At 41.2% G+C, this 22,112-nt stretch carries 25 protein-coding genes and 2 pseudogenes; 10 read left to right on the top strand and 17 right to left on the bottom strand.

Annotated elements, in window-relative coordinates; translation table 11 throughout:
• Nucleotides 1–11: 11 nt before the first annotated feature.
• The 5 genes from ACF8OV_RS14060 (at nt 12) to ACF8OV_RS14040 (ending at nt 5,727) form a co-directional block, all read left to right on the top strand.
• Entirely contained in the window at nt 12–875 is an 864-nt protein-coding gene (locus ACF8OV_RS14060; RefSeq protein ID WP_015296643.1) for an HlyD family secretion protein, read from the top strand.
• A gap of 13 nt (nt 876–888) precedes the next feature.
• Complete coding sequence (locus tag ACF8OV_RS14055; RefSeq protein ID WP_203505082.1) at nt 889–2,253, top strand: FUSC family protein; 1,365 nt, start codon at nt 889–891, stop codon at nt 2,251–2,253.
• 114 nt (nt 2,254–2,367) lie between these two features.
• A complete protein-coding gene (locus ACF8OV_RS14050) occupies nt 2,368–3,270 on the top strand; it encodes a hypothetical protein (RefSeq protein ID WP_005455036.1) in 903 nt (300 codons plus the stop codon).
• A 10-nt stretch (nt 3,271–3,280) separates the two neighbouring features.
• A complete protein-coding gene (locus ACF8OV_RS14045) occupies nt 3,281–4,462 on the top strand; it encodes a BamA/TamA family outer membrane protein (protein ID WP_203505084.1) in 1,182 nt (393 codons plus the stop codon).
• A gap of 95 nt (nt 4,463–4,557) precedes the next feature.
• Nucleotides 4,558–5,727, top strand: coding sequence for a DUF4056 domain-containing protein (locus ACF8OV_RS14040; RefSeq protein WP_258495805.1), 1,170 nt, complete (start codon nt 4,558–4,560; stop codon nt 5,725–5,727).
• A gap of 114 nt (nt 5,728–5,841) precedes the next feature.
• Here ACF8OV_RS14040 and ACF8OV_RS14035 read toward each other — a convergent pair.
• Nucleotides 5,842–6,225, bottom strand: a pseudogene (locus tag ACF8OV_RS14035) (integrase core domain-containing protein); the annotation flags it as partial.
• Between the two features lie 671 nt (nt 6,226–6,896).
• On the opposite strand from ACF8OV_RS14035, the gene ACF8OV_RS14030 reads away from it, so the two are divergent.
• On the top strand, nt 6,897–7,259 hold the full coding sequence (locus ACF8OV_RS14030) for a glyoxalase (protein ID WP_083151222.1): 363 nt from the start codon (nt 6,897–6,899) through the stop codon (nt 7,257–7,259).
• Between the two features lie 122 nt (nt 7,260–7,381).
• Here the strand turns inward: ACF8OV_RS14030 and ACF8OV_RS14025 are convergent, their stop codons facing one another.
• The 8 genes and pseudogenes from ACF8OV_RS14025 to ACF8OV_RS13990 form a co-directional block, all read right to left on the bottom strand.
• Nucleotides 7,382–7,891 carry a hypothetical protein gene (locus tag ACF8OV_RS14025; RefSeq protein ID WP_203505088.1) on the bottom strand — a complete coding sequence of 170 codons (510 nt, stop codon included), beginning with the start codon at nt 7,889–7,891 and terminating at the stop codon, nt 7,382–7,384.
• Nucleotides 7,892–8,033: 142 nt separating this feature from the next.
• Nucleotides 8,034–8,375 (bottom strand): SH3 domain-containing protein, encoded by a 342-nt coding sequence (locus tag ACF8OV_RS14020; RefSeq protein WP_026028255.1) that lies wholly within the window; start codon nt 8,373–8,375, stop codon nt 8,034–8,036.
• 133 nt (nt 8,376–8,508) lie between these two features.
• The gene (locus ACF8OV_RS14015) at nt 8,509–8,991 is read right to left on the bottom strand and encodes a MazG-related protein (protein WP_203505090.1); all 483 of its coding nucleotides are present in this window, start codon (nt 8,989–8,991) and stop codon (nt 8,509–8,511) included.
• A 150-nt stretch (nt 8,992–9,141) separates the two neighbouring features.
• Nucleotides 9,142–9,617, bottom strand: a pseudogene (locus ACF8OV_RS14010) (GNAT family N-acetyltransferase).
• Nucleotides 9,618–9,758: 141 nt separating this feature from the next.
• Nucleotides 9,759–10,166, bottom strand: a complete 408-nt coding sequence (locus tag ACF8OV_RS14005; RefSeq protein ID WP_258495746.1) for an OsmC family protein — start codon at nt 10,164–10,166, stop codon at nt 9,759–9,761.
• A gap of 171 nt (nt 10,167–10,337) precedes the next feature.
• Nucleotides 10,338–10,643: an NIPSNAP family protein gene (locus ACF8OV_RS14000; protein WP_130191722.1), complete on the bottom strand. Its 306-nt coding sequence runs from the start codon at nt 10,641–10,643 to the stop codon at nt 10,338–10,340.
• Nucleotides 10,644–10,811: 168 nt separating this feature from the next.
• On the bottom strand, nt 10,812–11,150 hold the full coding sequence (locus ACF8OV_RS13995) for a hypothetical protein (RefSeq protein WP_053312739.1): 339 nt from the start codon (nt 11,148–11,150) through the stop codon (nt 10,812–10,814).
• 192 nt (nt 11,151–11,342) lie between these two features.
• Nucleotides 11,343–12,311 (bottom strand): HNH endonuclease, encoded by a 969-nt coding sequence (locus ACF8OV_RS13990; RefSeq protein WP_203505357.1) that lies wholly within the window; start codon nt 12,309–12,311, stop codon nt 11,343–11,345.
• A gap of 232 nt (nt 12,312–12,543) precedes the next feature.
• Here ACF8OV_RS13990 and ACF8OV_RS13985 point away from each other — a divergent pair, with 232 nt between their 5' ends.
• Entirely contained in the window at nt 12,544–12,786 is a 243-nt protein-coding gene (locus tag ACF8OV_RS13985) for a type II toxin-antitoxin system Phd/YefM family antitoxin (protein WP_080608911.1), read from the top strand.
• Between the two features lie 6 nt (nt 12,787–12,792).
• Nucleotides 12,793–13,089, top strand: a complete 297-nt coding sequence (locus tag ACF8OV_RS13980) for a type II toxin-antitoxin system RelE/ParE family toxin (RefSeq protein WP_203505356.1) — start codon at nt 12,793–12,795, stop codon at nt 13,087–13,089.
• Nucleotides 13,090–13,768: 679 nt separating this feature from the next.
• Here the strand turns inward: ACF8OV_RS13980 and ACF8OV_RS13975 are convergent.
• Both ACF8OV_RS13975 and ACF8OV_RS13970 read right to left on the bottom strand, forming a co-directional pair.
• The gene (locus ACF8OV_RS13975) at nt 13,769–14,365 is read right to left on the bottom strand and encodes a bifunctional 2-polyprenyl-6-hydroxyphenol methylase/3-demethylubiquinol 3-O-methyltransferase UbiG (RefSeq protein ID WP_203505328.1); all 597 of its coding nucleotides are present in this window, start codon (nt 14,363–14,365) and stop codon (nt 13,769–13,771) included.
• 143 nt (nt 14,366–14,508) lie between these two features.
• On the bottom strand, nt 14,509–14,841 hold the full coding sequence (locus tag ACF8OV_RS13970) for a tetratricopeptide repeat protein (RefSeq protein ID WP_225311888.1): 333 nt from the start codon (nt 14,839–14,841) through the stop codon (nt 14,509–14,511).
• Between the two features lie 1,170 nt (nt 14,842–16,011).
• Here ACF8OV_RS13970 and ACF8OV_RS13965 point away from each other — a divergent pair.
• The gene (locus ACF8OV_RS13965) at nt 16,012–16,392 is read left to right on the top strand and encodes a hypothetical protein (protein ID WP_203505325.1); all 381 of its coding nucleotides are present in this window, start codon (nt 16,012–16,014) and stop codon (nt 16,390–16,392) included.
• A gap of 166 nt (nt 16,393–16,558) precedes the next feature.
• On the opposite strand, the gene ACF8OV_RS13960 is transcribed toward ACF8OV_RS13965, so the two are convergent.
• Entirely contained in the window at nt 16,559–16,999 is a 441-nt protein-coding gene (locus ACF8OV_RS13960) for a hypothetical protein (RefSeq protein ID WP_047734447.1), read from the bottom strand.
• A 148-nt stretch (nt 17,000–17,147) separates the two neighbouring features.
• A complete protein-coding gene (locus ACF8OV_RS13955; protein ID WP_203505344.1) occupies nt 17,148–17,501 on the bottom strand; it encodes a DUF6404 family protein in 354 nt (117 codons plus the stop codon).
• Nucleotides 17,502–18,167: 666 nt separating this feature from the next.
• Here ACF8OV_RS13955 and ACF8OV_RS13950 point away from each other — a divergent pair.
• Nucleotides 18,168–18,518 (top strand): hypothetical protein, encoded by a 351-nt coding sequence (locus ACF8OV_RS13950; protein WP_203505343.1) that lies wholly within the window; start codon nt 18,168–18,170, stop codon nt 18,516–18,518.
• Between the two features lie 793 nt (nt 18,519–19,311).
• Here ACF8OV_RS13950 and ACF8OV_RS13945 read toward each other — a convergent pair.
• The 4 genes from ACF8OV_RS13945 to ACF8OV_RS13930 form a co-directional block, all read right to left on the bottom strand.
• Nucleotides 19,312–19,881: a hypothetical protein gene (locus ACF8OV_RS13945; RefSeq protein WP_025523783.1), complete on the bottom strand. Its 570-nt coding sequence runs from the start codon at nt 19,879–19,881 to the stop codon at nt 19,312–19,314.
• A gap of 131 nt (nt 19,882–20,012) precedes the next feature.
• Nucleotides 20,013–20,516, bottom strand: coding sequence for a hypothetical protein (locus tag ACF8OV_RS13940; protein ID WP_203505340.1), 504 nt, complete (start codon nt 20,514–20,516; stop codon nt 20,013–20,015).
• A 44-nt stretch (nt 20,517–20,560) separates the two neighbouring features.
• Complete coding sequence (locus ACF8OV_RS13935; protein WP_203505339.1) at nt 20,561–21,166, bottom strand: hypothetical protein; 606 nt, start codon at nt 21,164–21,166, stop codon at nt 20,561–20,563.
• Between the two features lie 172 nt (nt 21,167–21,338).
• Nucleotides 21,339–21,743 carry a DUF1801 domain-containing protein gene (locus ACF8OV_RS13930; RefSeq protein ID WP_203505338.1) on the bottom strand — a complete coding sequence of 135 codons (405 nt, stop codon included), beginning with the start codon at nt 21,741–21,743 and terminating at the stop codon, nt 21,339–21,341.
• Between the last annotated feature and the right edge of the window lie 369 nt (nt 21,744–22,112).

The following is a 22,112-nucleotide window of genomic DNA, read 5'->3' as shown; positions in this document are numbered from 1 at the left end:
GAAAGCGCACTGTGATTAAACGTTATCTCATTACTCTTATTTTGTTGTGTACCGCGGGTACCGTGCTTTACACCCACTACCAAACATACACAAACAATCCATGGACGCGAGACGGACAAGTGAGTGCTTATGTTATCTCCATTACGCCTCGAGTCACTGGGCAGGTTACGCAGGTGTATGTTGCTGATAACTCAAAAGTAAAAAAGGGAGATTTGCTGTTTGAGATTGATCCAAGCACATACGTTGCGTCTTACCACAAAGCACTGGCAAACCAGAAACAAGCGACTGCATTGCTAGCAAAGGCACAAAATGAAGAACAGCGAGCACGAAAATTAGAGAAACGTACGCACGGTGCAGTGCCTGCGTTAACACTTAGCAATTTACACAATGCCGTACAAACAGCGCAGGCAAATGTTGAACTTGCGAAGGCGAACATTGAAGAAGCGCAGCTTAACTTGGACTTCACCAAAGTTTACGCGCCGACCGATGGTTACATCACCAATCTAAACGTTCGAGTGGGCTCTCAAGTGGTCGCTAACTCCCCTGTTGTCGCCCTTATTGATGAAAATAGCTTCTGGATTGAAGGTTACTTTAAAGAAACAGACCTCGCGGGCATTGCCCCTAACGACCGCGCAACCGTGACATTACTCATGCATGATGACGTCGCGTTAGAAGGCAAAATCAAAAGCATTGGTTTTGGCATTGCGAAAAAAGATGGCATAACAGGCAATGACCTTCTGCCAACAGTGAACCCTAACTTTCAGTGGATTCGCTTAGCTCAACGTATCCCAGTCAAAGTGACATTGAATGAAATGCCAAAAGATCTGCAGCTTCGCGTAGGCATGACGGCATCGATAAAAATCATCAAACACTAATTAGGTGAAGGTCATGCTGAGTTCATCGACTAAAGAAGCAATAAAAGCAGCGCTCTCAATTGTTGTCGCTATTTGCCTTGCACTGTGGTTTCAGTGGGAAAAACCTTATTGGGCGGCCATTGCGGTTGCTGTTATGGCACTAAATGAAAGCTTTGCCCACTCAATTCATAAAGGACACAACCGCGTTTGGGGAACGCTCATCGGAATCGCTTATGCGCTTTTCTTAATTGGTACGTTTCCTCAAGATCCATTTTTGTTTTTGAGCTTTTTAACTCTGTTTCTTGGCTTGTGTATTTTCATGTCGAGTGACGAGAAATATGGCTACATATTTTCGATGGCCTTTACGGTTTGTGCGTTAGTTGCTTGTATGGGTCAATTTGACGACCAAACTATATTTCATTTCGCGATATTACGACTTCAAGAAACAGTTCTAGGTGTAATAACATTCTCTGTTGTTTATCGAGTTATTTGGCCAGTAAATACTGAGCAGAAATTCATTCAGCAGTTTGAAAATAGTCGAACGTTGCTACTGGAAGCTCTTAAAAATAAGCACGACTTTAACCTTGAAGCGCTAGAAGCCAATTCAGGAAATATCAACAAGCTTTATCAACTGCTTAACCTACCGTTAAAAGGTAGCTATCGGCTCAGACAGCACCGACGTGCTTGGCTTGAGCGAGTGAACGAACTGACTCACATTCAAGAAAAACTACTAAACCGAGGGGATAAGTCAAATTCAAACAGTGCAGAATGGAAAGCTCTTACTGAACAGTTAGAAAACTTTTATGTAGATAAGCCTCAAACTTCGCTCATTGGTGTCAAAAATAGCGATAAAATAGAAAGCGTTAACCCATCACTTCGCCAAGGGAAACGAACATTTTCCCAACATATCAAAGAGGATAAACGTAAAGTTTTTCACGGCGTGTTGATGTTCGTAACATCATTGCTCGTTTGGATTTATCTCCCAATACCTGGTGGCTCTATTTTTCCTATGATCGCAGCGGCTTTTTCTTGCATCTTGCCGACAATGCCACCGAGCGCACTTAAAGATGCTTTCTTTGGTGTTCTAGGCACAGGAACCGTAATTCTACTGGAGTACGTGTTTTTGATGCCACTCATGACTGAGCTATGGCAGTTAGCGTTATTTTACTTCATCAACACGATAGTAATTTGGGAGGTATTTTCAACACCCAAAATGCTGATTCATCGAGTTCTAGGGATTAATCTATTGGTTGTACTGACCTCCGGCGCGTTAAACCTGACTCCAATATATAGAATTGAAACACCAATTTTAATGCTGACGAATATTTTAATTATTCTTCTGATCGGCAAATTGTTTTCTGACCTGTTTTGTAAACCTCAAAATGTGCGCAGAGTTTAGAAACTCGATATTAATAGCCATGCTATTCATGTAATGAATTATCAAAATAAATTTTGAAATAACACATACACATTTTTAGAAAATGGGTATTTAGAATATTAAAGAGAGACCATTGTGAAATTAAAAATAGGACTGGTATTTTTAACCACTTTATTTACCCAGTTAAGTTTTGCTCAAGATTCATTTTTCCCTATTTGGGGAGATGAAGCAGAAAAGCGTGGCTATTCACTGCCAAAACCTTATGGTCTTTCCCTTTCATACATGGATATGAGCAATCCAATCACGGTCAACAGTATTGATTTAACAGGACATCCGGTACTAGAGGCGCTTGATATTGATGCTAACCACGCCGATTTTAAAGGTTCCAATATTACTCTAAGGGGAGACGTGTGGATTTTCCCGTTTATGAATATCTATGGAATTATTGGTTATACCCAAGGCACGAGCACAGCAAAAATTAACGCTTTAAGTTGCGATACTTCCTCCGTGCAAGGTATCGGAAACAAAGTTCTGTGCTCGCTGCTCGATGCAGCGGGTGACGAGCTACCGGATAGCGCCGCATTTGAGTTAGAGATGGACGGAGGAACCTATGGAGCAGGCACCACATTAGCTGGCGGTGTGGGAAATTGGTTTGCACTACTCGATATGAACTACACCTACACCAGCATAGCCGCCATTGATGGCAATATTAAAACCTTCGTGGCTGCTCCTAGAGTCGGATATCGCTGGCAATACGATGGCGGACGCGAACTGCGCGTATTTGTTGGCGCCATGTATCAAAATGTTCAACAAGAATTGTCTGGTGACCTCAAAAGCTTAAACCTACCACCGCAACTACTTGGCTTAGTTGAAAACTTGAGCCCTGATGCGGGTTTCAACGTCAGTCAAAGTGCCGATGAGAACTGGAACAGTGTGCTTGGTTTCCAATATGCCTTTAACAAAGACTGGGAGATATTGATGGAGGCCGGATTTGGGGAGCGTGAGACCTTATTCTTTTCATTAGGTCGTCGATTCTAGGATTGAAAGCATGACTAGATTACTTCCTATCGTTTGTCTATTTCTATCTGGAGCAACTCTCGCCGAAGAGGCTTTGCAAAAGTCAGAAATGCATGAACTGACAAAGTATCAGCAATATCAAGCGTGGCTTGAAAACTTATTGCTGGAACTAGGCGCGGATGGTCAGTTCGATCCTAAAAAAGGCATCGACTGGAGTGTCATGCCCGGTCCCTTTTATACTCCAGAGAAAAAGTTTGGTATTGGCGTATCGGCAGTCGGCCTCTATAAGCCAGATATCAATGATATGGACTCACAACCAAGCTCTATTACCGTTAACGGTTTTGGGTCAATAAATGGTGCTTATGGGGTATCTATCAACAATGCCAACTACTTAAACAACGATAAATACCGTTTGTTTGTTGACGCTGAACTAACGGATTCTCCCGATGTATTTCATGGTCTGGGCGTTGATGCAGGAATGCACAATGAACGAGTTAATTATGACCGACGCAGTTATTCCGCCTCAATCACTGGTATGACGCGTGTATTACCATTTACCTACTTAGGCCTAGGACTCTCCTTCTTCCACAATGAAGCGTCCAACGCCAAACAAGAAAACACACACATCTCCTGGATAGGTGATGATTTGGCGGAGTTTCCTAGCACGCAGCGAAATATTGGCAGCATGTTCAACCTCACTTATGACTCTCGGGACTTCGCCCTAAATGCCTCAAAAGGCAGGCTGATTGAGCTTGAATACCAGCACTTCAGCACTGAATTAAGCTCAGATAATGATTTTGAACGTGTGAGGCTCAATTACAGTGATTATCGTTCCCTATCGTCAATTCCTGGTGTTTTGGCCTGGCAAATACGCTCCGAATCCAACTTCGGCGACGTAAGCTGGGATCAAATGGCAATGCTCGGAGGCGCTGATGCTCTTCGTGGCTATGAACAAGGCCAATATCGCGGCAGAAATATGCTGATTACCCAAGTAGAGTACCGGCAGCCGCTATCTGGGCGCCATGGCATGGTGTACTGGTTAGGAGCAGGCACACTGGCTGAAGAATTTGATCAACTGGGTCAAGAAGAATGGCTCTATTCTGTCGGCGTTGGCTACCGATTTGAAATCAAGCAGCGAGTTAACCTGCGTTTAGATATCGGCTTTGGTAACGATCAAAGTGGATTTTACTTTGCAATCAATGAAGCGTTTTAACTGAAATGAACCGTATACTTTTTATATCTCTTTACACTGCCACCCTTTGTACCTTCTTGGCTGGATGTTCGTCCAACAATTGGGCAATTCATGCGATGCCAGGTTCGAATCAGGCCGCTGATATGCTCGCAGGTGATCTGACGACCAATCAAAATTGGTATTTGGATGAGTCTCGCTACCCTCAATTGACCGTACCGCAGAACGTACGCCCGTGTTGTGCCTTTGGGGATATGCAGAAAGTCAAAATTGGGCCAGTTCCAGTGCCCTTTTTTCGACTGAACAACGTTGTCGAACTTGAGGAGATAGGCCCACACAAGTTTGCCAGCGGGATATATCACTACACACCGTCATCCTCATCGGCATTGGGTCATGGCGGTAGCGAAAATAACGGAATCTTATACACGCAAAAAGGTGGCTTTATCGACCTCGCCCATGTGCGCGATACCGCCGATGACACAATGGGCTTATTTTTCGAGATACTCGCCAACTTAGGCCAAGCCCATCGCATTGATTTACCTGCTGAATTAGGACCAAGATACATCGAGATGGCCTCGTTCGACGCATCTTTTCTAACCGATGAACAAAGGTGGTCTGTGGCCGCTCATTTATCTGCACGCTTAGCCTACTTCAAGGCTGAATCCCACGAGATCGCCCAATGGCACGGCTACGCAAGTTTTTCAGGTTGGCCAGAAACCATTTCCGCCTACTCGCTTGAAGATCTCTACTCCAACATGTTGGGAGCTAAAATTGTACTTAACCTCATTCAACAACATAAGATGCTGAGCGAAAGAGAATACAACCAAAATGTCAGCTTGCTTCTCAATGCAAGTCTGCAAGAACTTGGCGTCGTTGATAAATCTCAATCAAAACTGGTATTAGCCGCCGTCGACGGTAAATGGTGGAACTCACACGAGTCAATCCCAAACAAATACATGGTTCTGCAACGTAACTACGACCTAGGAGATATACAAAAGCCCCACCGACTAACACCGGATCTATTAGGTAAAGAGAACTCGAACTTACAGTATCTCGCGCAATCTCCCGCGATTGTGCTCACCTTACCAGCATCTGTAGAGTCGCTGGTTCTAGATAACATTGCCAAGTTAGTACTTGAAGTAGCGCCGAGTTACGCAGATACCTTCAACCACATCCCAAAACGTATCTGGTCAGAGCGTATCGAACATACTCAGTTTCCTGTCATTGCGAAGTATGCAGAGTTACAAGATGGTCAAGAAATGAAAGCGTTAGATGTGGCGGAGAAGTAATTTAGAGAAATAATAGCTGCACATAACCTCTCATTTAGAAACGACATACCCTAAAGTGTACGAATTCAGACCTGAGCTGACAGCTACCCACTTTTAGACTCGGTGTCTGTCATATTATATCTGGGCTAGATTCCTTTCAGCCCAGATTGATTTCCCATCCTCTAATGTTTCTATTGGCGTTCTGCCACAGCACATTTTTCCTTGATGAGTACGATGATTGTTGTAGTACTCCATCCATTCGCCCAGATCTTTCTGCAACACTTCCATTGAGCCATACAGTTTCTTTCTGAACGTAACTTGATAGAGCTCATTCAATATGGTTTTGTGGAAGCGTTCGCAAATCCCGTTTGTTTGTGGCGACATAGCTTTCGTCTTGGTATGGTCGATATCATCAATCGCTAAGTAGAGCTGATAATCATACTGCTTAACCCAACCGCAATATTCCGCGCCTCGGTCAGTTAAGATTCTAAGAATTGGCAGCTCCTGCGCCTCGAAGAATTTTCGATAACGCCAAATTGGTCAACGAAAACATTACCTTAAACACGAAAAACTACAAACGCGCAGGTGACTTTTTGTGATTCAAGAACCAACGAACTCAACATTTCTTGAAAGGCTTTCCACGAGCGCGGAACGCGGCGGCCTTAAAGCGAAGAATTAGCTTTTGCTTGCAAGAAACTTAACGAGCCGGAGTTTCAGCGAATACTAACTTCCATAAACTTGCCCTTTCCACACTTTGCGCCTGATAATTTTCCACGACCAAATGCGATTTTCAATGAGGCAATTTCACGAACTTTGGCATGTTTTACGGTTTCAGTGATTCAAAAATTTAAGCCGACAATGCTGATTTGCCGACACCGGAAAACGAATGGTTAAAGAGAACGAGATAGAAGAAACCTAAAAACTTTGCCCTGTCGCATAACGCCATGTTAAGGGGTGAGCAACGCAATACCGATGTTGCTGCAACCACCTCAAACAGCTAACGCCGCATTAAGGGGTGAATGCCGCACAAACCAACTTCCCGCAAACCACTTTCACCACCAAAACCAACCGCATACCAAAAATGCCACGCGGCATGAATCCCTCTTGAACGCCTTGTTATGTGTTTGTTCTACACGCTACTGATAATTTCTGACTCGAGAAAAGTATAGAGTGAACAGTAGGGATATACCATGATTACTATTGATTCTATCGTGCTTTACGTAGAGAACATTCAAATAAGCCAAGAGTTTTACGAAAAGAGACTATCCTGCAAGGCTCAGGCACTTTCGCCTACTTTTGTTTCGTTTAAATTGCCAGATGGCCCACTATTAGAACTAAAGCAACCTGCTCACTGCAATCCAAGTTCAAGCATTACTGGCGGCGGCACAGAAATTTCAATTTTGATAAATAACCGAGATACTCTGCATTGCTTGTTCCAAGACTGGAGTCACAAAGGTATTCAGTTCCTGTTGGAGCCAATCGAGCAAATTTACGGAATAACATTTGTTGCGATTGATCCTGACAACCATAGAATTCGCGTATTTGCCGAGTAAACACATAACGCCTTGTTATGGGGTGAGCAACGCAATACCGAAGTCGCCGCATACCACCTTAAACACTAAAACGAACGCATAGCGGAAATGCCACGCGTTGCGAATCCCTCTTAAACAGTTTGTTATGCGATTTTATGCCCTAACGACTGAGGTGGTATTTCTAACTCTACTTTATTGCATTCGTATCCGGTAAAACCACCATAGCAGTGCCTAGTAAACGAAACACCGTTAAAAGGTTCATAATTGATCGTGTAAAACTCTATGAATTGAGAAACAAAATACGATAGAAAACTATCAAAACTTGGAGCCATCAAATATCCCATAAGCTCATACTCATCGTCGTCATAAAGCTCAGATAACCATTGGGTAATTCCACCAAGATATTGAGTTAATTGGAGAATATTTGAAGCCCCTATAGAATCACGTTTAAGCTCGTATAAACATATCTGTAGCTTGTCATCATCACTACCCCTTCCTACAGCAACCAAATCAACTATCCCATAGCCGCCTAGCCTTACTTGCCGATATACTTTTGCGTTATCTGGAAGGGGAAATCCACGCTCCTCTAATTGAATGATATCTTCATTCACCGCAGTAATAATGAAGTCTTCTAATTGTTTTTCACTCAACATTGAAACTATCTCCCTGTCGCATAACGCCCAATTAAGGGGTGAGCAACGCTACCACCCTCAACCTAAGGCATTGTACCGTAACCACTAAAGTTGAAGTAGAAGCAAAAATGCCAAGCGTTGGGAATCCCTCTTAAATTGTTTGTTATGTACGTTGTACCGAGCGCACTGGTACCCAACCGACTTCACCCGTTGACCTCGAAACGCGATACCACTCATTGAGTTCGAATAGAACTGATAGTTTTTCACCAATGACAGTATTGAGCTCAACATTGTCATAGTCTTTAAGCAAGATTCCTTCAGAGAAACCTTCAATCTTTTCGATATATTGAACTGGAGCCCAACCCTGTTCCCCTTCACTGCTGGTTATAAAGATCCAGTTGGGAAACTCGTCGTCAATTGTACCTAGAGCTACTTTATCGCCTTGTTTCAAATAAAACGGATTGGGATATTCTGAGACGTGATTTTCAGTAGAAACTACTTCCATATTTTCTCCAAAGTACATAACGCCCAATTAAGGTGTAAAGCACGCAATACCTATGCTGCTGCATGGTACTTCAACACAGAAACCACCGCATAACAAAAATGCCACGCGTGCTGAATCACTCTTAAATTGTTTGTTATGGCGCTCCACTCAACGTTAGCTCTTGTATGTCAATTTGGTCAACTTCCCTGCCCAATATCCGCTTGTACTCGACTAAACGATGAACTGGGATAACTGGCAACTCGATACCTTGATAATCTTTAATAACTGATTCTGAAAAGTAGATTTCAAGCTGGTGCCAAGAGCCATCTTGACGTGATTGTATCTTAGTATGTTCAGACAAACCGATTTCAATTTTTTGATTTTGGTAAACCAATTGGAAATACTCTAGATCCCAACCATATTCGGCATAATGAGTTAACGGTTTGGATATGTATTTTGCTACATGCGATAGCACTTTGTCTGAGTCTGAGTTTCGAATGTAAAGATCTATATCTGCGATTTCCCGACTTCCACCATGAATAGTTGCCGCTAATCCACCTACTATTTGATACTCCACAACCTCTGCATCCAAGATCTCTTTGAGCCACTGTAAGGCTACTTTAACTTTATCACTCATCTAGTTCCCTTAGCTGAATTTTGCCCTGCGCCATAACGGCCTGTTAAGGGGTGAGCAACGCAATACAAGAGCCGCAGCAAACCACCTTAATAACTAAAGCCAACGCATAGTAAAAATGCCACGCGTTGCGAATCCCTCTTGAACAGTTTGTTAGGTGCGTAGCCAAAGTTGGTAAAAGTCTGTTTCTTCGTGCTTGGGATTCTTGCGTACAAACTTCCAACCATGGCGCTTATAGAATGTGAGAGCTCGATGGTTAGTTCGGCTTACTGAAAGTACAGCACGCAAACAACCCGCTTTACTCAAAGTGCTTACAATATAATCCTGCACTTTTGCAGCGAGTCCTGAACCACGAAAATTCGGCTTTAAGTAAATGAGATGCACATAGCCAGTCTCCGGCTCGGGTGAAAAGCTACGAAACTCTAACTGCCCTGCAAACTGACCATCTACAAATATATGGATATAGAACCATCCTGATGTTGCTAACCGTTCTAATACTCGCTCACGATAACCTCTGATGAAGTCGTCGAAACCATCGTAATGCTCAAAACTACAAAAGTATGCATTTTTCTCGCAGCCACGCACAATTCGAAATCATCAATGTTTATCCGCTGAAAAGCAATTTCCATACTTACCTTTTCCTTCAAGCACCTAACGCCCTGCTAAGGGGTGAACAACGATACCACCCAACCTAAACCATTGTGCAGTAATCACTAAAGCCGATTCAAACCAAGAATGCCAAGCGTTGTGAATCCCTCTTAAACGCTTGGTTAAGTGCAATTTTTACCCACTTCAGCTGAACAAGTGATATCGATCGTAGGGCTTAACATAAGACAAACATGACAATGCTTTTCCACCGCCTCTTGAGCTGCTCGCAAAATGTCAGACTCCTTAAAACCACTGCCATTTACTGTAAAGTGTAAGTTTGCGGATTTATATAAACGAGGTTCTGATTCCGTTAGGGCGAAACTAACCTTATTTTCTAGGCCTTTAACTTCAAAACCTTGATCTTGTAGTAACAAGACGACATCCGTAGCACTACATGAACCTAAAGCCGACAATAGAACTTCCGTTGGACAAGGGGCTGTCTCACTTGTAGCGTCAACATTAAACGTAAAGCCGCCTTCGGTTGACACTTTAAAACGACAATCACCATCCCATTTTATATTAATGCTCATAGTTCCCTACTTTTTGATGTGACTTTCTCTGATTGCACTTAACGCCCTGTTAAGGTGTGAGCAACGCAATACCGATGCTTCCGCATAACACCTTAAACACTGAACGCAACGCATAGTAAAAATGCCACGCGTTGCGAATCACTCTTAAACAGATTGTTATACGTTGCTTCTCTACCCGAGCACTGGTCTGAAAAAGCTACGTTCATAGCTAATAATGCAGTCTACTTTATCTGCAAACTCAAAAGCTTCAATACACTCGGGATCATTTAAAGATTTTAGACGATACTCTTCATATGCCGATAAGCTTTCAAATGTGAACAAAGCTAGAGCTATATTATTCGCACCTTCTGACGGTAGAAAATAGCCATTGTGCTGACCACCGAACTTCTCAACAAGTGGAATCCACATTTTTGCATATTCTTCAAATTCTTTGACCTTTTTTGGGTCAATCACGTACCTGACATAGCAAGTAATCATAAGCTTTAAATCCTTCTAATTGCTTAATTTTATGCGCAACGTATAACGCCGCGTTAAGTGGTGAACAACGCTAACCACCAAACTTAAACCATTGTACCTTAAACACTTAAGCTGACTTGAACCAAAACCACCAAGCGTTGTGAATCCGCCTTAAACGCCTTGTTAGCTTTATATGCGTTTTGCAGCCATTAGTGCACATAGCAAAGTAAAAGGAAACAAAATCACAAAGCTAGCTTCTAAAATACCCAAAATCTTAGCTTGCTGAACATGTGAAACGACGCTCGAAACTGCACAATAGATTCCTGAAATAATAAATGCCATAAATACTTTTTTCTTGCTAAAGCCTTTATAGATGCTCAATTTATAGCTAAGAACTATGATAGGTAGCAATAACGCAACAATATTATTTCCCTGAAACATAGGGATTGAAAATTCCCTTCCCACGTATATAGAGAAAAAAACCAGCACAAGATAGCTAGCTAATGACAATACTGCATATTTTACCATTACTTCCGCCTTATAATCTCTGCTAATGTGATTGGAATAAGTAGCAACTGTCTAGCTGATGGAAAGCTAACGCCCTGTTAAGGGGTGAGCAACGCAATACCAAAGTCGCCGCATACCACCTTAAACACTTAAATCAACGCATAGTAAAAATGCCACGCGTTGCGAATCACTCTTGAACAGTTTGTTAGCTTTCTACGGGTACTTTATACCCAACTCACTAAACGACTTCCCTATGTACTCTTCTTTCATTTCTAACTTATCAAACGATGATTGAATAGGAAGTTTTCTACCTTCAACCAATTCATGACTTGTTAAATCCTCGGTACTTCTAATAACTGAACCAAAAGGCCAATCAAAATCAAATGGTAAAGGAAAGAATAACTCTCTAAACTTGATCGAAGAATTTAAGCTAGAAGGAATTATAATTTGATAAACGATATTTCCAAAACCTATTATCAACCAGTAAGCAGGAAATGTTGAGACTAAATCCTGTTTTTTTAATACATCAACAAATGATTCATTTATCGGCTTAAACCCTGGTATAAATGCCTGGTACACGTGCAACGGATTAATATATCCGATACTATGATCCTTAGTGTTTATCCATTTTATTGTGTCTTTAAAGTTTTCTACTTCAGAGTCAGGAATTACTGAAAGAGCAATTTTAACCAAACATTTATATACTGCTGAAGGTATATAACTCTCAATTTCAAATATTTGAGTTACTATCTTGTTTTCTTCATCAAATTTAAAAAAACCACTATCCGAAGGTGAATTTATGTGGTCAGGACCTTTATTGTTCGAATTGTGTCTCGTCTTCTTGTCCTTAGACTTGTAACTTGGAGTTTTTCTTTTTCCTTTTATTTTAGCTAATAACCTATAAGGTCTAGTGTATTTATCTAAGTGCACTTCAAGGTTGTTAGAGAAATACTCATTACATTGATCGCATTCTGTTAATAGAATAAATCTCTTGTTCCCCAAAAACTCTGGAACAGCATGCGCGATGGTTCTGAAATCTGTTTCTGGTTTGTTTTTTCCACAAAACCTGCAATCATCTCCCTTTTTTCCGATTAATACTTTACTTCCTGACCCCAATTTGTTCTCGTCTAGAATCGATTTGTAATTATCAGAAAAAAATTTCCCACTCTCATTAAAATCCATATTCACCTCTGTAAGCTAACGCCGCGTTAAGTGGTGAGCAACGCTACCACCTTACCTAAACCATTGTGCCGTAAACACTAAAACCGATTCAAACTGAAAATGCCAAGCGTTGTGAATCCGTCTTAAACGCTTTGTTAGTTTACCTTTAACACGAATAGCACGATTTAATTATATTGACCATTTCATGCGACTAACTATAATCTCAATGTTACTGCAGATTTGGAGATTGATCATGCACACATTAACAGCAAATGACGCCAAACGTAATTTTGGTGAGTTACTTCTTAGCGCCCAACGCGAGCCAGTGAAGATTAGCAAAAACAGCAAAGATGCCGTGGTTGTAATGTCTATTAGAGACTATGAAGAACTGGAAGCAATGAAAGCAGACTACCTTAAACATTGTTTCGAGTCAGCTAAGCAAGACTTAGCACAAGGCAATGTCGTTGATGGTGAAGATTTTTTAAACTCCTTATAACCAGCTATGCAGAAGAATAAGTACAAATTAAGTAAACTAGCTCAGGCTCATTTGCGAAAAATCAGAAGCTATACCGTCAACAATTTCTCTGAAACGCAGTGGCGCAACTATAAAGATACATTACTAACCGGATTTCAGATGCTTGCGGACAACCCTGCCGTTGGTCGGAGTTGTGATGAAATTTACCCAAACGGGTTTTACTTTCCTGTAGGCAAACACACAGCTTACTTTACAAAAGAAGACGGTTTCATTTTAGTCGTAGCTGTACTCGGTCAATCACAACTACCTCAAAACCATTTGTAATTGTGGTGTCACCCTAGCTCCGGAGCTAGGGTGATGAACTTTATTGGTAAACTAACGCCCAATTAAGGAGTGAGTAACGCAACACTGATGCTACCTTAAACCACCTTAATCACCAAAATTAACGCATAGTAAAAATGCCACGCGTTACGAATCCCTCTTGAATTGTTTGTTAGCACGCGCCCCTTAAAGCCTTTGGCACACGCCAAGATGCTGAAATATTGCACAAAACTTATGGTTTAAAACACTGAAACCAAACGGGTAGCTGCCAAGCTTAAAACTAACTCAAGACGTAAGATGGATAGAAGAAAAATATGCCAAAGTGCCCTATCTCACCGCTTTCAAATTAGCAAAGGATACGGGCTTAGGACTTTAACAGCAGCGTTAAAGAAACCACACCAGAGAAATCACCCAAAAGTTAGAAACCGTAAACGATGAAGTCAAAGCGAAAACTTCGCATCTAGTGCCACCGGAGCGAACATGAAAGGCACATTTGAACCGGTGTAAAGCCAAGACACGAAACAGATAAACACCTAAATTTTGACCTTTGGTGCCAACCCCGTACTAACGCCCAATTAAGGGGTGAGTAACGCAACACCGATGCCACCGCAAACCACCTTAATCACTAAAATTAACGCATAGTAAAAATGCCGCGCGTTGCGAATCTGCCTTGAACGCTTTGTTATGTACGTTTCACCGCGACCACGGAATATGTATGCCAATGCTTCATTCTACCCAATGAAGTTTTCGCTTTTTCATCACGTTCAAAGAACCTGACTATTTCAAAATCTAAGAATAAAGCCTTTACTTCTGATTCCGATAGCGGTGTTGTAGGACTACGATAGTTGTGAGCCCAACTGTCTTTGAATCCCATGAAGTCACCAGCAAACACCCCACCGATTTCAATTGAAGATTTAATGTTGATCCAAGTCGATTCAAATTGGCTTGGGTCAGCGAAGAACAAACTGGAATTTGCGATAACTACACCAGATTTTGGATAGTCGAACAACTCAAACGAAGACTCTGTAATATCTACTAATGGCTTTGACCCAAATCTGTCTCTGCAAATAGCGACCGAATCAGGATTAATATCGAAGCCATGAACTTGAAAACCCTGTTTCTCTAAGTATTCGATATCACTGCCTGTTCCACAACCACAGTCAGTAGCTACTTTGAGGTTTGATTCATTTAGTTGCGCTGCAAATTCAGTGCGTTTTGAGTGTAGGCGAGACAGTGCCTTTTCGTAGTACTGCCGCCAAATTTCAGTATTTTCATCCATAATTTTCTGGTTTTCCGTAAAAGTACATAACGCCCAGTTAAGGGGTGAAGCACGCAATGACCAAGCCGCTGCATGGCACTTCAACACCGAAACCAACGCATACCAAAAATGCCACGCGTGCTGAATCCCACTTGAACTGTTTGTTATGTTCGTAGCTTTTGTAACCCTTGTATTGCTCGGTTGGTCGAATCTATTAAGTCTGTACGCTTCAGTTTCGTCCGAATAGCCAATGCTTCAATAAACTGCTTTTCAGCGAGTTCATAGTTACCAAGCTCCACGTTTAATTTACCCAAGTGTTGTAAACTGAAACTCAAAGAAAGCACACAACCGTAATCTTGGCTTTGTAAGTATGCTCTTTCAGCACCACCCATATCACCTGCGTATTGCAACGCGATACCCGAAATATGAGTAGACCAAAACTTGTGCTTATCGCTAGATGTCGACATTTGGACGTTGGAAGCTAGCCAATAAGCCAAACTACAAAACCCTATAACACGCAAACAATCGGCTACTAAAATTTGCTGCCACTCTAGCTTTTCTGTTTCGCCTAACACCTTAAATTTTAGGCATTTGTAAATGGTTAAAGCCAGTTTATGGAAAACGCTGAAAGTTACCCTATCCCTCTGATAGCCCACAATTTCCTCCAAGAACATAACGCTGCGTTAAGGGGTGAATGCCGCACAAACCAAGTTTCCGCAAACCAACTTCACCACAAAACTCACCGCATACCAAAAATGCCACGCGGCATGAATCCCTCTTGAACGCCTTGTTATGTTTAAGACTCAAAGGGTTAAGTTTTACGGTACCAAGATCTTAACCCGACCTAGCTTTGAATATAGCTAATCGTTCGTATTTTTTATCATTGTTAATCCTATAGAATAAAGTGATGCCTAACGCCCAATGAAGGTGTGAGGCACGCAATACCGATGCCGCTGCATACCGCCCTAATCACTAAAACTAACGCATAGTAAAAATGCCACGCGTGCCGAATCACTCTTAAATTGTTTGTTAGTACGCTGTTCCAAAAACCTTTGGTTTGTACCAACATGCTGAAATATAGCACGAAACTTGTGGCTTAACACGTTGAAGCCAAATGGATAACTGACAAACTAGAGCTTAACCTCAAAACGCAAGTTGGCTAGAAGAAAAACTCGCTAAACTACCCTATTTTGACCAGTTTCAAATTATCAAAGGATTCGGTCATCGAACTTTGATAACAAAGCCAACGTACTGAATTTGGGATTAAAAACTAACCACACAAAAGAAGCCGCACCAAAGAAATAGCCTAAAAGTTAGAAACCGTAAACGGTGAAATCGACGCGAACACTCCGCACATAGTGCCACCGGAAAGAACGTGAAAGGCACATTTGATCCGGTGAAAAACTAGAAAATGGAACTGATAAACACCGAAATTTTTACCGTTGATGTCAATCCCGTACTAACGCCCTGTTAAGGTGTGAGCAACGCAATACCGAAGCCGCCGTATACCACCTTAAACACTAAAACCAACGCATAGTAAAAATGCCACGCGTTGCGAATCACTCTTAAACAGATTGTTAGGCATCAAAGTTGTGCATAATAACTTGCTGTTATAATCTACTGCTTGTATATACTTATCTAAACCGAAACTCACAGAGCAATAACCAATGACAATACCACCAAAAGACTCTCAAGTTGTGGCTACAACGCCACCCCCACCAACTGAAACACCTGACCTGAATCTGTTAAATCAGCAAGCAAATCAAGTTGAAGCAAAGATGAAGGCTGAAGGGATTGAAGAAATCAAATACATAAATGGTCCACATGCGACTCACGACCCAAAAACCAATAAAACCGTTGTATCAGGCGGAAATGCTATTGTCCATAAAACAGAGAATACAACAACAATCCAAATAATAAACCCTGGCGTTGATCCTAAGAAAGCTCTACCCGAAATGCACAATGCAGGCAACACTCAAAAACAAATAGGTGCAGCTACTGACTCTTCTCAACAGCAAGTTTCTGTCGATCTTAATACAAGTAAGTAACATCAATAACCCACTGGATAGGATGTGCCCCAGTGGGTTGCCTAACGCCCGCTTAAGTGGTGAGCAACGCAATACGATGTTTCCGCATTACACCTAAATCACTAAAATCAACGCATGATAAAAATGCCACGCGTTGCGAATCCGTCTTAAAGCGTTTGTTAGGCATTTACTGAACACCTACTATTACCTTAGTTTTATCAAATACTACGTACACCGCCCAGAAGAACTCTCTGTGCTGCACTTTAAGCATTTCTGCTGCCCACATTGGTTGATTTGACTTGATAAACGCTACAAATTTATCAACATCCTCTTCAACTTCGCTTGAAGTTAAATTGTGCGCTAGCCGATTACGAGTTTTATTGAGCATAGAAATAGCTGACCACACCCAAGGTTCACATGATTTATCAGTCATAGCACGAGCTATCTGAAGTTTGTTCGCAAACGTCAACCTAGCTTCCAAAATATATTTTGGTGACTCAGCTTTACTAACAAGGATATCGGTTAGCGCTTCTTCAATTAATAGGTGGCACTTTAGAATAGTTAGCTCCAAGTCATTTATATCTTCGAGCGTTTGCAGTAAATGAAGAAATGGTACATCTTTATCCATATATACACCTCTGATGCCTAACGCCCTGTTAAGGGGTGAGCAACGCAATACCGAAGCCGCCGCATACCATCTTAATCACTAAAACCAACGCATAGTAAAAATGCCACGCGTTGCGAATCCCTCTTGAACAGTTTGTTAGGTTTTGGGCTTATTCTCCCAATGAACCCCAATCTGTTAGATTTAATTGCTTGCGCCTAATGTAGTAGAAGGTTGCCATAACTAAACCAAACAATGCGCCAGTAAGTAACGAGATATAAACTGCTTCTAAAACTGGTTTGCCTAGTTCGTCCCACACAAGAAACGATTGGAAGATTCCCCAGACCGGGGCAAAAAAAGCCACACAAAGCATAACGTTTGCAAAAAAGCTCTGATAATAAGGCGGTGGAAAACACAGTCCAAGTTTACGTAACAACCTTACAAGTGGAGGATTGTAGTTCGACTTCCAAACACCTTTGTCACTTAATTCTTTGTGCGCAAGTTGTAGCTTCGTTTCATAATCCATGACCCAAAATCCTCGAATTCGATGTTTCCCGCGGAGAAACCTAACGCCCAATTAAGGTGTGAGCAGCGCAAACACTGAACTTAAACACTGCGCCGTAAACACTTAACTCAACCCGAAGTGAGAGCGCCAAGCGTTGCGAATCACTGTTGAATTGTTTGTTATGAGTGTTCTTTAAGTTGTTCACCAAAACGATTGCTAGCGGTGCCAACATATGTCATGGCATTTAGTTCGAATATCTTGCCACATGTTGAGCACTGAAAAACACACCAAATGATATCTGGCCATTCCCCAGTCCTAATGGAATCGAAGTTTGTGTAGTAAGGCTCATCGTTCAATGGAGTTTCCAATAATTCGCCGTTAGCAACGCAACCCCTTATCATTTCAAGAGCACTAACTAGTTTTGAGGGTGTTGTAGGACGCCTTTCGTTTCTGTGCTTAGAACACTGTTTACAAAACTCTTTCATACATTTCTCTTAAACTCATAACGCCGCGTTAAGGGGTGCAGGCACGTAATACAAAAGCTTCTGCAATGCACCGTAAACTCCGAACCCAACGCATACTAAAAATGCCACGCGTGCCAAATCCCTCTTAAACGCCTTGTTATGTCCTTGATTGAATAATAGCCAATTGGCATTATAGACGGATAAAGATTAAGGAGAACATAGTATGTCAAAACTATTAGATACGTTTTTGGGTGAATTTGAGGAATGGAGAACCATACTCAACATACATGCTGCTCCAATGATGTTTGGAGGAGCATTGTCATCTGCCTCACTCGATTACCCAAAGCTAGGAGTTACAATAACATTCATGTTTGTCGCTGCTTATATATGGAACACTGGCAAATACCCAGCCCTATTGAAACAACTCAAGCAAACCAAACGAAATGAAGCACAAAATGTGCTCTATCACGGACTACAAAAAACGTACTTCGGTTTTAAAGCAAGCTGCACAAAGTTTCTACCCTATACGTTGTCATGCTACATAGCTGCAAGTGTTTATGCTGGGTACTGGTAGGAAAAAGGACATAACGCCCAATTAAGGTGTGAGCCACGCTACCACGACACTCAACTTGGACACCCTAAACACTAAACTCAACCCAAACCAAACCAAAAAATGCCAAGCGTGGGGAATCACTCTTAAATTGTTTGTTATATTAATTTTTTACGAGATAACCAAAAAGGGATACTTTGTATCTTATATCGATTGAAGTATGTATAGGACTATTTACATACATACTTGGTGATGAACAAAGGTCGCCATTTATAAAACTATTTCTTAGCGATAACTCATAGCAGCTAACGCTATTTCGATAATATATGATTTCCTTATCCTCAACATTAACCACAGTTTGTAATCCAAAATCTGAAAAGTGGTACTCCAACCACGCAAAGCTTGGAAGTGAAAATAGTATAAGCAAAGTACTTGGAAATAGTGATATTACAGCCTGTTTTAAACTAAACCCTCTCATTTCCCTCAATTTAACTTCAAAGACGGTGGCTATAATAATGAAACTTGAGAGCACCAAAGCAAACACAATAGATTTATACGTATAGATAACCGGAGGTTTGCTAACTACGATTGAAACGAATGTAAGAGCACACAACATGAAAACCGAGTAACAGTACACATAACTCGCATTTCTCATTGTTTCTTTCGAAAGCATACTTTCTGTCCTTGTCGATAATTAATATAACGCCCTGTTAAGGTGTGAGAAATGCAATACCGAAGCTCCCGCATACCACATTAAACACCAAAACCAACGCATAGTAAAAATGCCACGCGTTGCGAATCACTCTTAAACAGTTTGTTAGCTTTTATTCCAACGACACCAATGCTTTATTTTCAAACTTAAGAAATACATGTAAGCATGCTTCTTAGATTTAAACTCTTTAGCACTTTCAATACCTAGGACTATGGTCCCAAAAGTAACTTTTTGAATGTTTTTGCAGTGAGTTTCAAAGTAACCATGAGAGCTTTCAATACAAAACATATAGTTTTTAGCGTTGTCATTATAACTGCTAGATGTGTAGGTGACTTTTGTATACCCATTTGGTTCAATGACTGCTTTACCAAGGTTCTCGAAGATACAGCCATCCAGAGGAAATGCAGTCAAAAGTTCAGCGGACCCGTTATTGGTTTTTTCAATACGGTACTTTTTACTGGTAAAACACCTTATGCTTTCTATAGTAACCGGATAGCTTCTCCGGTTCTTAATATACAAGTTATAGACTTTCTCATCCTCTTTAACGTGAATTAGAACTTTCTTTACCGATAGAGGATTTAGTCGCCCTACATACCAAGCGATTAGGACCGTACTAATTGCAATAAATGATGCGATGGAACTAAGAACATCAACGACAAACTTTAATTCTTCCATTTTTCTCCAAAAAGCTAACGCCCGCTTAAGTGGTGAGCAACGTAATACGATGTTTCCGCATACCACCTAAATCACTAAACTTAACGCATGGTAAAAATGCCACGCGTTGCGAATCCGTCTTAAAGCGTTTGTTATGCATTTTTTGTGAAGTGCTGCTCTATATCGTAACCAACAGTTGTTCCTCTTTGCTCAAACATATTAATAAACTTCTTGATTTCTGGCTTGCCGTTAGAGCCAAAAATCAAACTATTCAACGTGGCTCTGACGCCGAATTGATTTTTAAGAGTATTTACTGGATTAGCTTGTGTAACCATTTTAAAAATTCCCACACCCGCTTCCATAGATACTGGTTTGTTAGCAGAACCTAGCCCTATTTTTGAATTAACATACTCTGAAACAGAATCTAATTGTTTTCGATAGTTAGCAACTTCCTTCAGATTGTCTTCAGACAACGCATTTTGAAATAACTTTAACCACTCTCTCAATTTTTCAAAATCTTGTCTCATTTGGAGCGCGCCCCCAATAAGCTGACTAGGCGAGGAAGATTCCTGAATAACGCGAATAGGAATAGCCGGCATATTAACAAATAATGAATACAGTGAATCTGTTCCATACACCTTTTTTGATACCTTCATCTGTTCATCTGTTCATCTGTTCATCTGTTCATCTGTTCATCTGTTCATCTGTTCATCTGTTCATCGTTTAAAAACGAGGTAAGTTGATGTAAAGCATCACCCGCAGGTAACATAAAACCTGAATTAACAAAGAACCTCTTGCGTAGAGGATGCGGAGTATAACTTTTTTCATAAACAAAGCTTCGAGCACACATTCCGGCTCCACCCCACATTGTTGCTGATAAAAGTGGATGCTGGGGTCTTTTAGTTTCTTGCCAGCTCAATACATTTTCTTTGTGAGCTAACTTCAAAGACTCCGTTGAGCTCATATGTTCAATTATTCGGTTTCGTGGTTCAACTAACTTATGAGGCTCTTCTAAAAAAGGATAACTCCGAACTACACCTAAGTTTTTGGCAGCTAATATCGGGCTGCTTGTTTTTACCCATGCATGTTCAAATTTAGCCTCAACCAAGATCTCATCTCTTAAAACTAAGTCAGTTAAAAAATCGAACAAAGCTTCCGTTTGAATTGATGGATAACTAACTGCTTTATAGCTATGTTCACCATTTGTTATAGCAATTTCATCCGCAGATGCGTTCTCCATACCATCCACAAACAAGCTAGATATATCTTGAAGAGACCAATTATCTGAAATTATACCTTGTGCCACTCTAAACACCTCTCTGAGAGACAAATTGAAGAAAATGCATAACGCCGCGTTAAGGGGTGAGCAACGCAGACCACCCAACCTAAACCATTGTGCCGTAATCACTCAAGCTGAATCAAACCCAAAATGCCGAGCGTTGGGAATCCCTCTTGAACGCTTTGTTATGTGAATTTTTTCACGCGCCCAAAAGAGGCAAATTTTTACGCTGTTGATAGGTTAAAGCTAACTCCAAACAGGACTTGATTGCTGTTTCTGGTAACGCTTTCGATAAGGACAGAACTATTGCTCTATTTCCCTGAAACACCAGTTCTTCACCATACAATTCTCGAAATGTATCGACTAACTTAGTTTGGCAATTAAAGAACAGGTAACAATTGTTAGGAGATTTCAGCTTCCAGTCCATTCTTAGCGGGCTGCCTGTTTTTACACTATAGCTAGGTTCACCCCACTTTAGAGTTTCATCGACTTCACCCAGCTCCAAATCAGATGCGATTTGAAAGACTAGATTTCGTAGCTCCTCTAGCCTAATGCGAGCATTTTCCGGATATTCATCGAAGCGTTCTTTGACTAGCTTGTTCACTGGAACCTCCTATTCACATAACGCCCAGTTAAGGGGTGAAGCACGCAACACTGAAGTTACCGCATCACGCCTTAATCACTAAACCTAACGCATGGTAAAAATGCCACGCGTGCTGAATCCCTCTTGAACTGTTTGTTATGTTTAAGATTCAATACCTTACCTTCAGCTGAACAGAAGTTTAACCCACCTTACTTTTGTAAACAAAACCAGAAGCTAAAAAACCGAATTAAATCATAAATTTGAACAAATAGAACTTTGAAAACAGAAAACACAAAAACTGAAGTTCTAACCTTAGAGATTGAGGAAAATATTCGGAAAACAGCGTCAAACGACGCCAATTTGCGAAAAGCCCAAACAGAATGACTTAGG

This window comes from Vibrio sp. GLN_1 (assembly GCF_043106015.1).
In the GTDB taxonomy this organism is placed as follows: Bacteria; Pseudomonadota; Gammaproteobacteria; order Enterobacterales; family Vibrionaceae; genus Vibrio; species Vibrio parahaemolyticus.
This window is presented reverse-complemented; position numbering and strand designations above follow the sequence as displayed.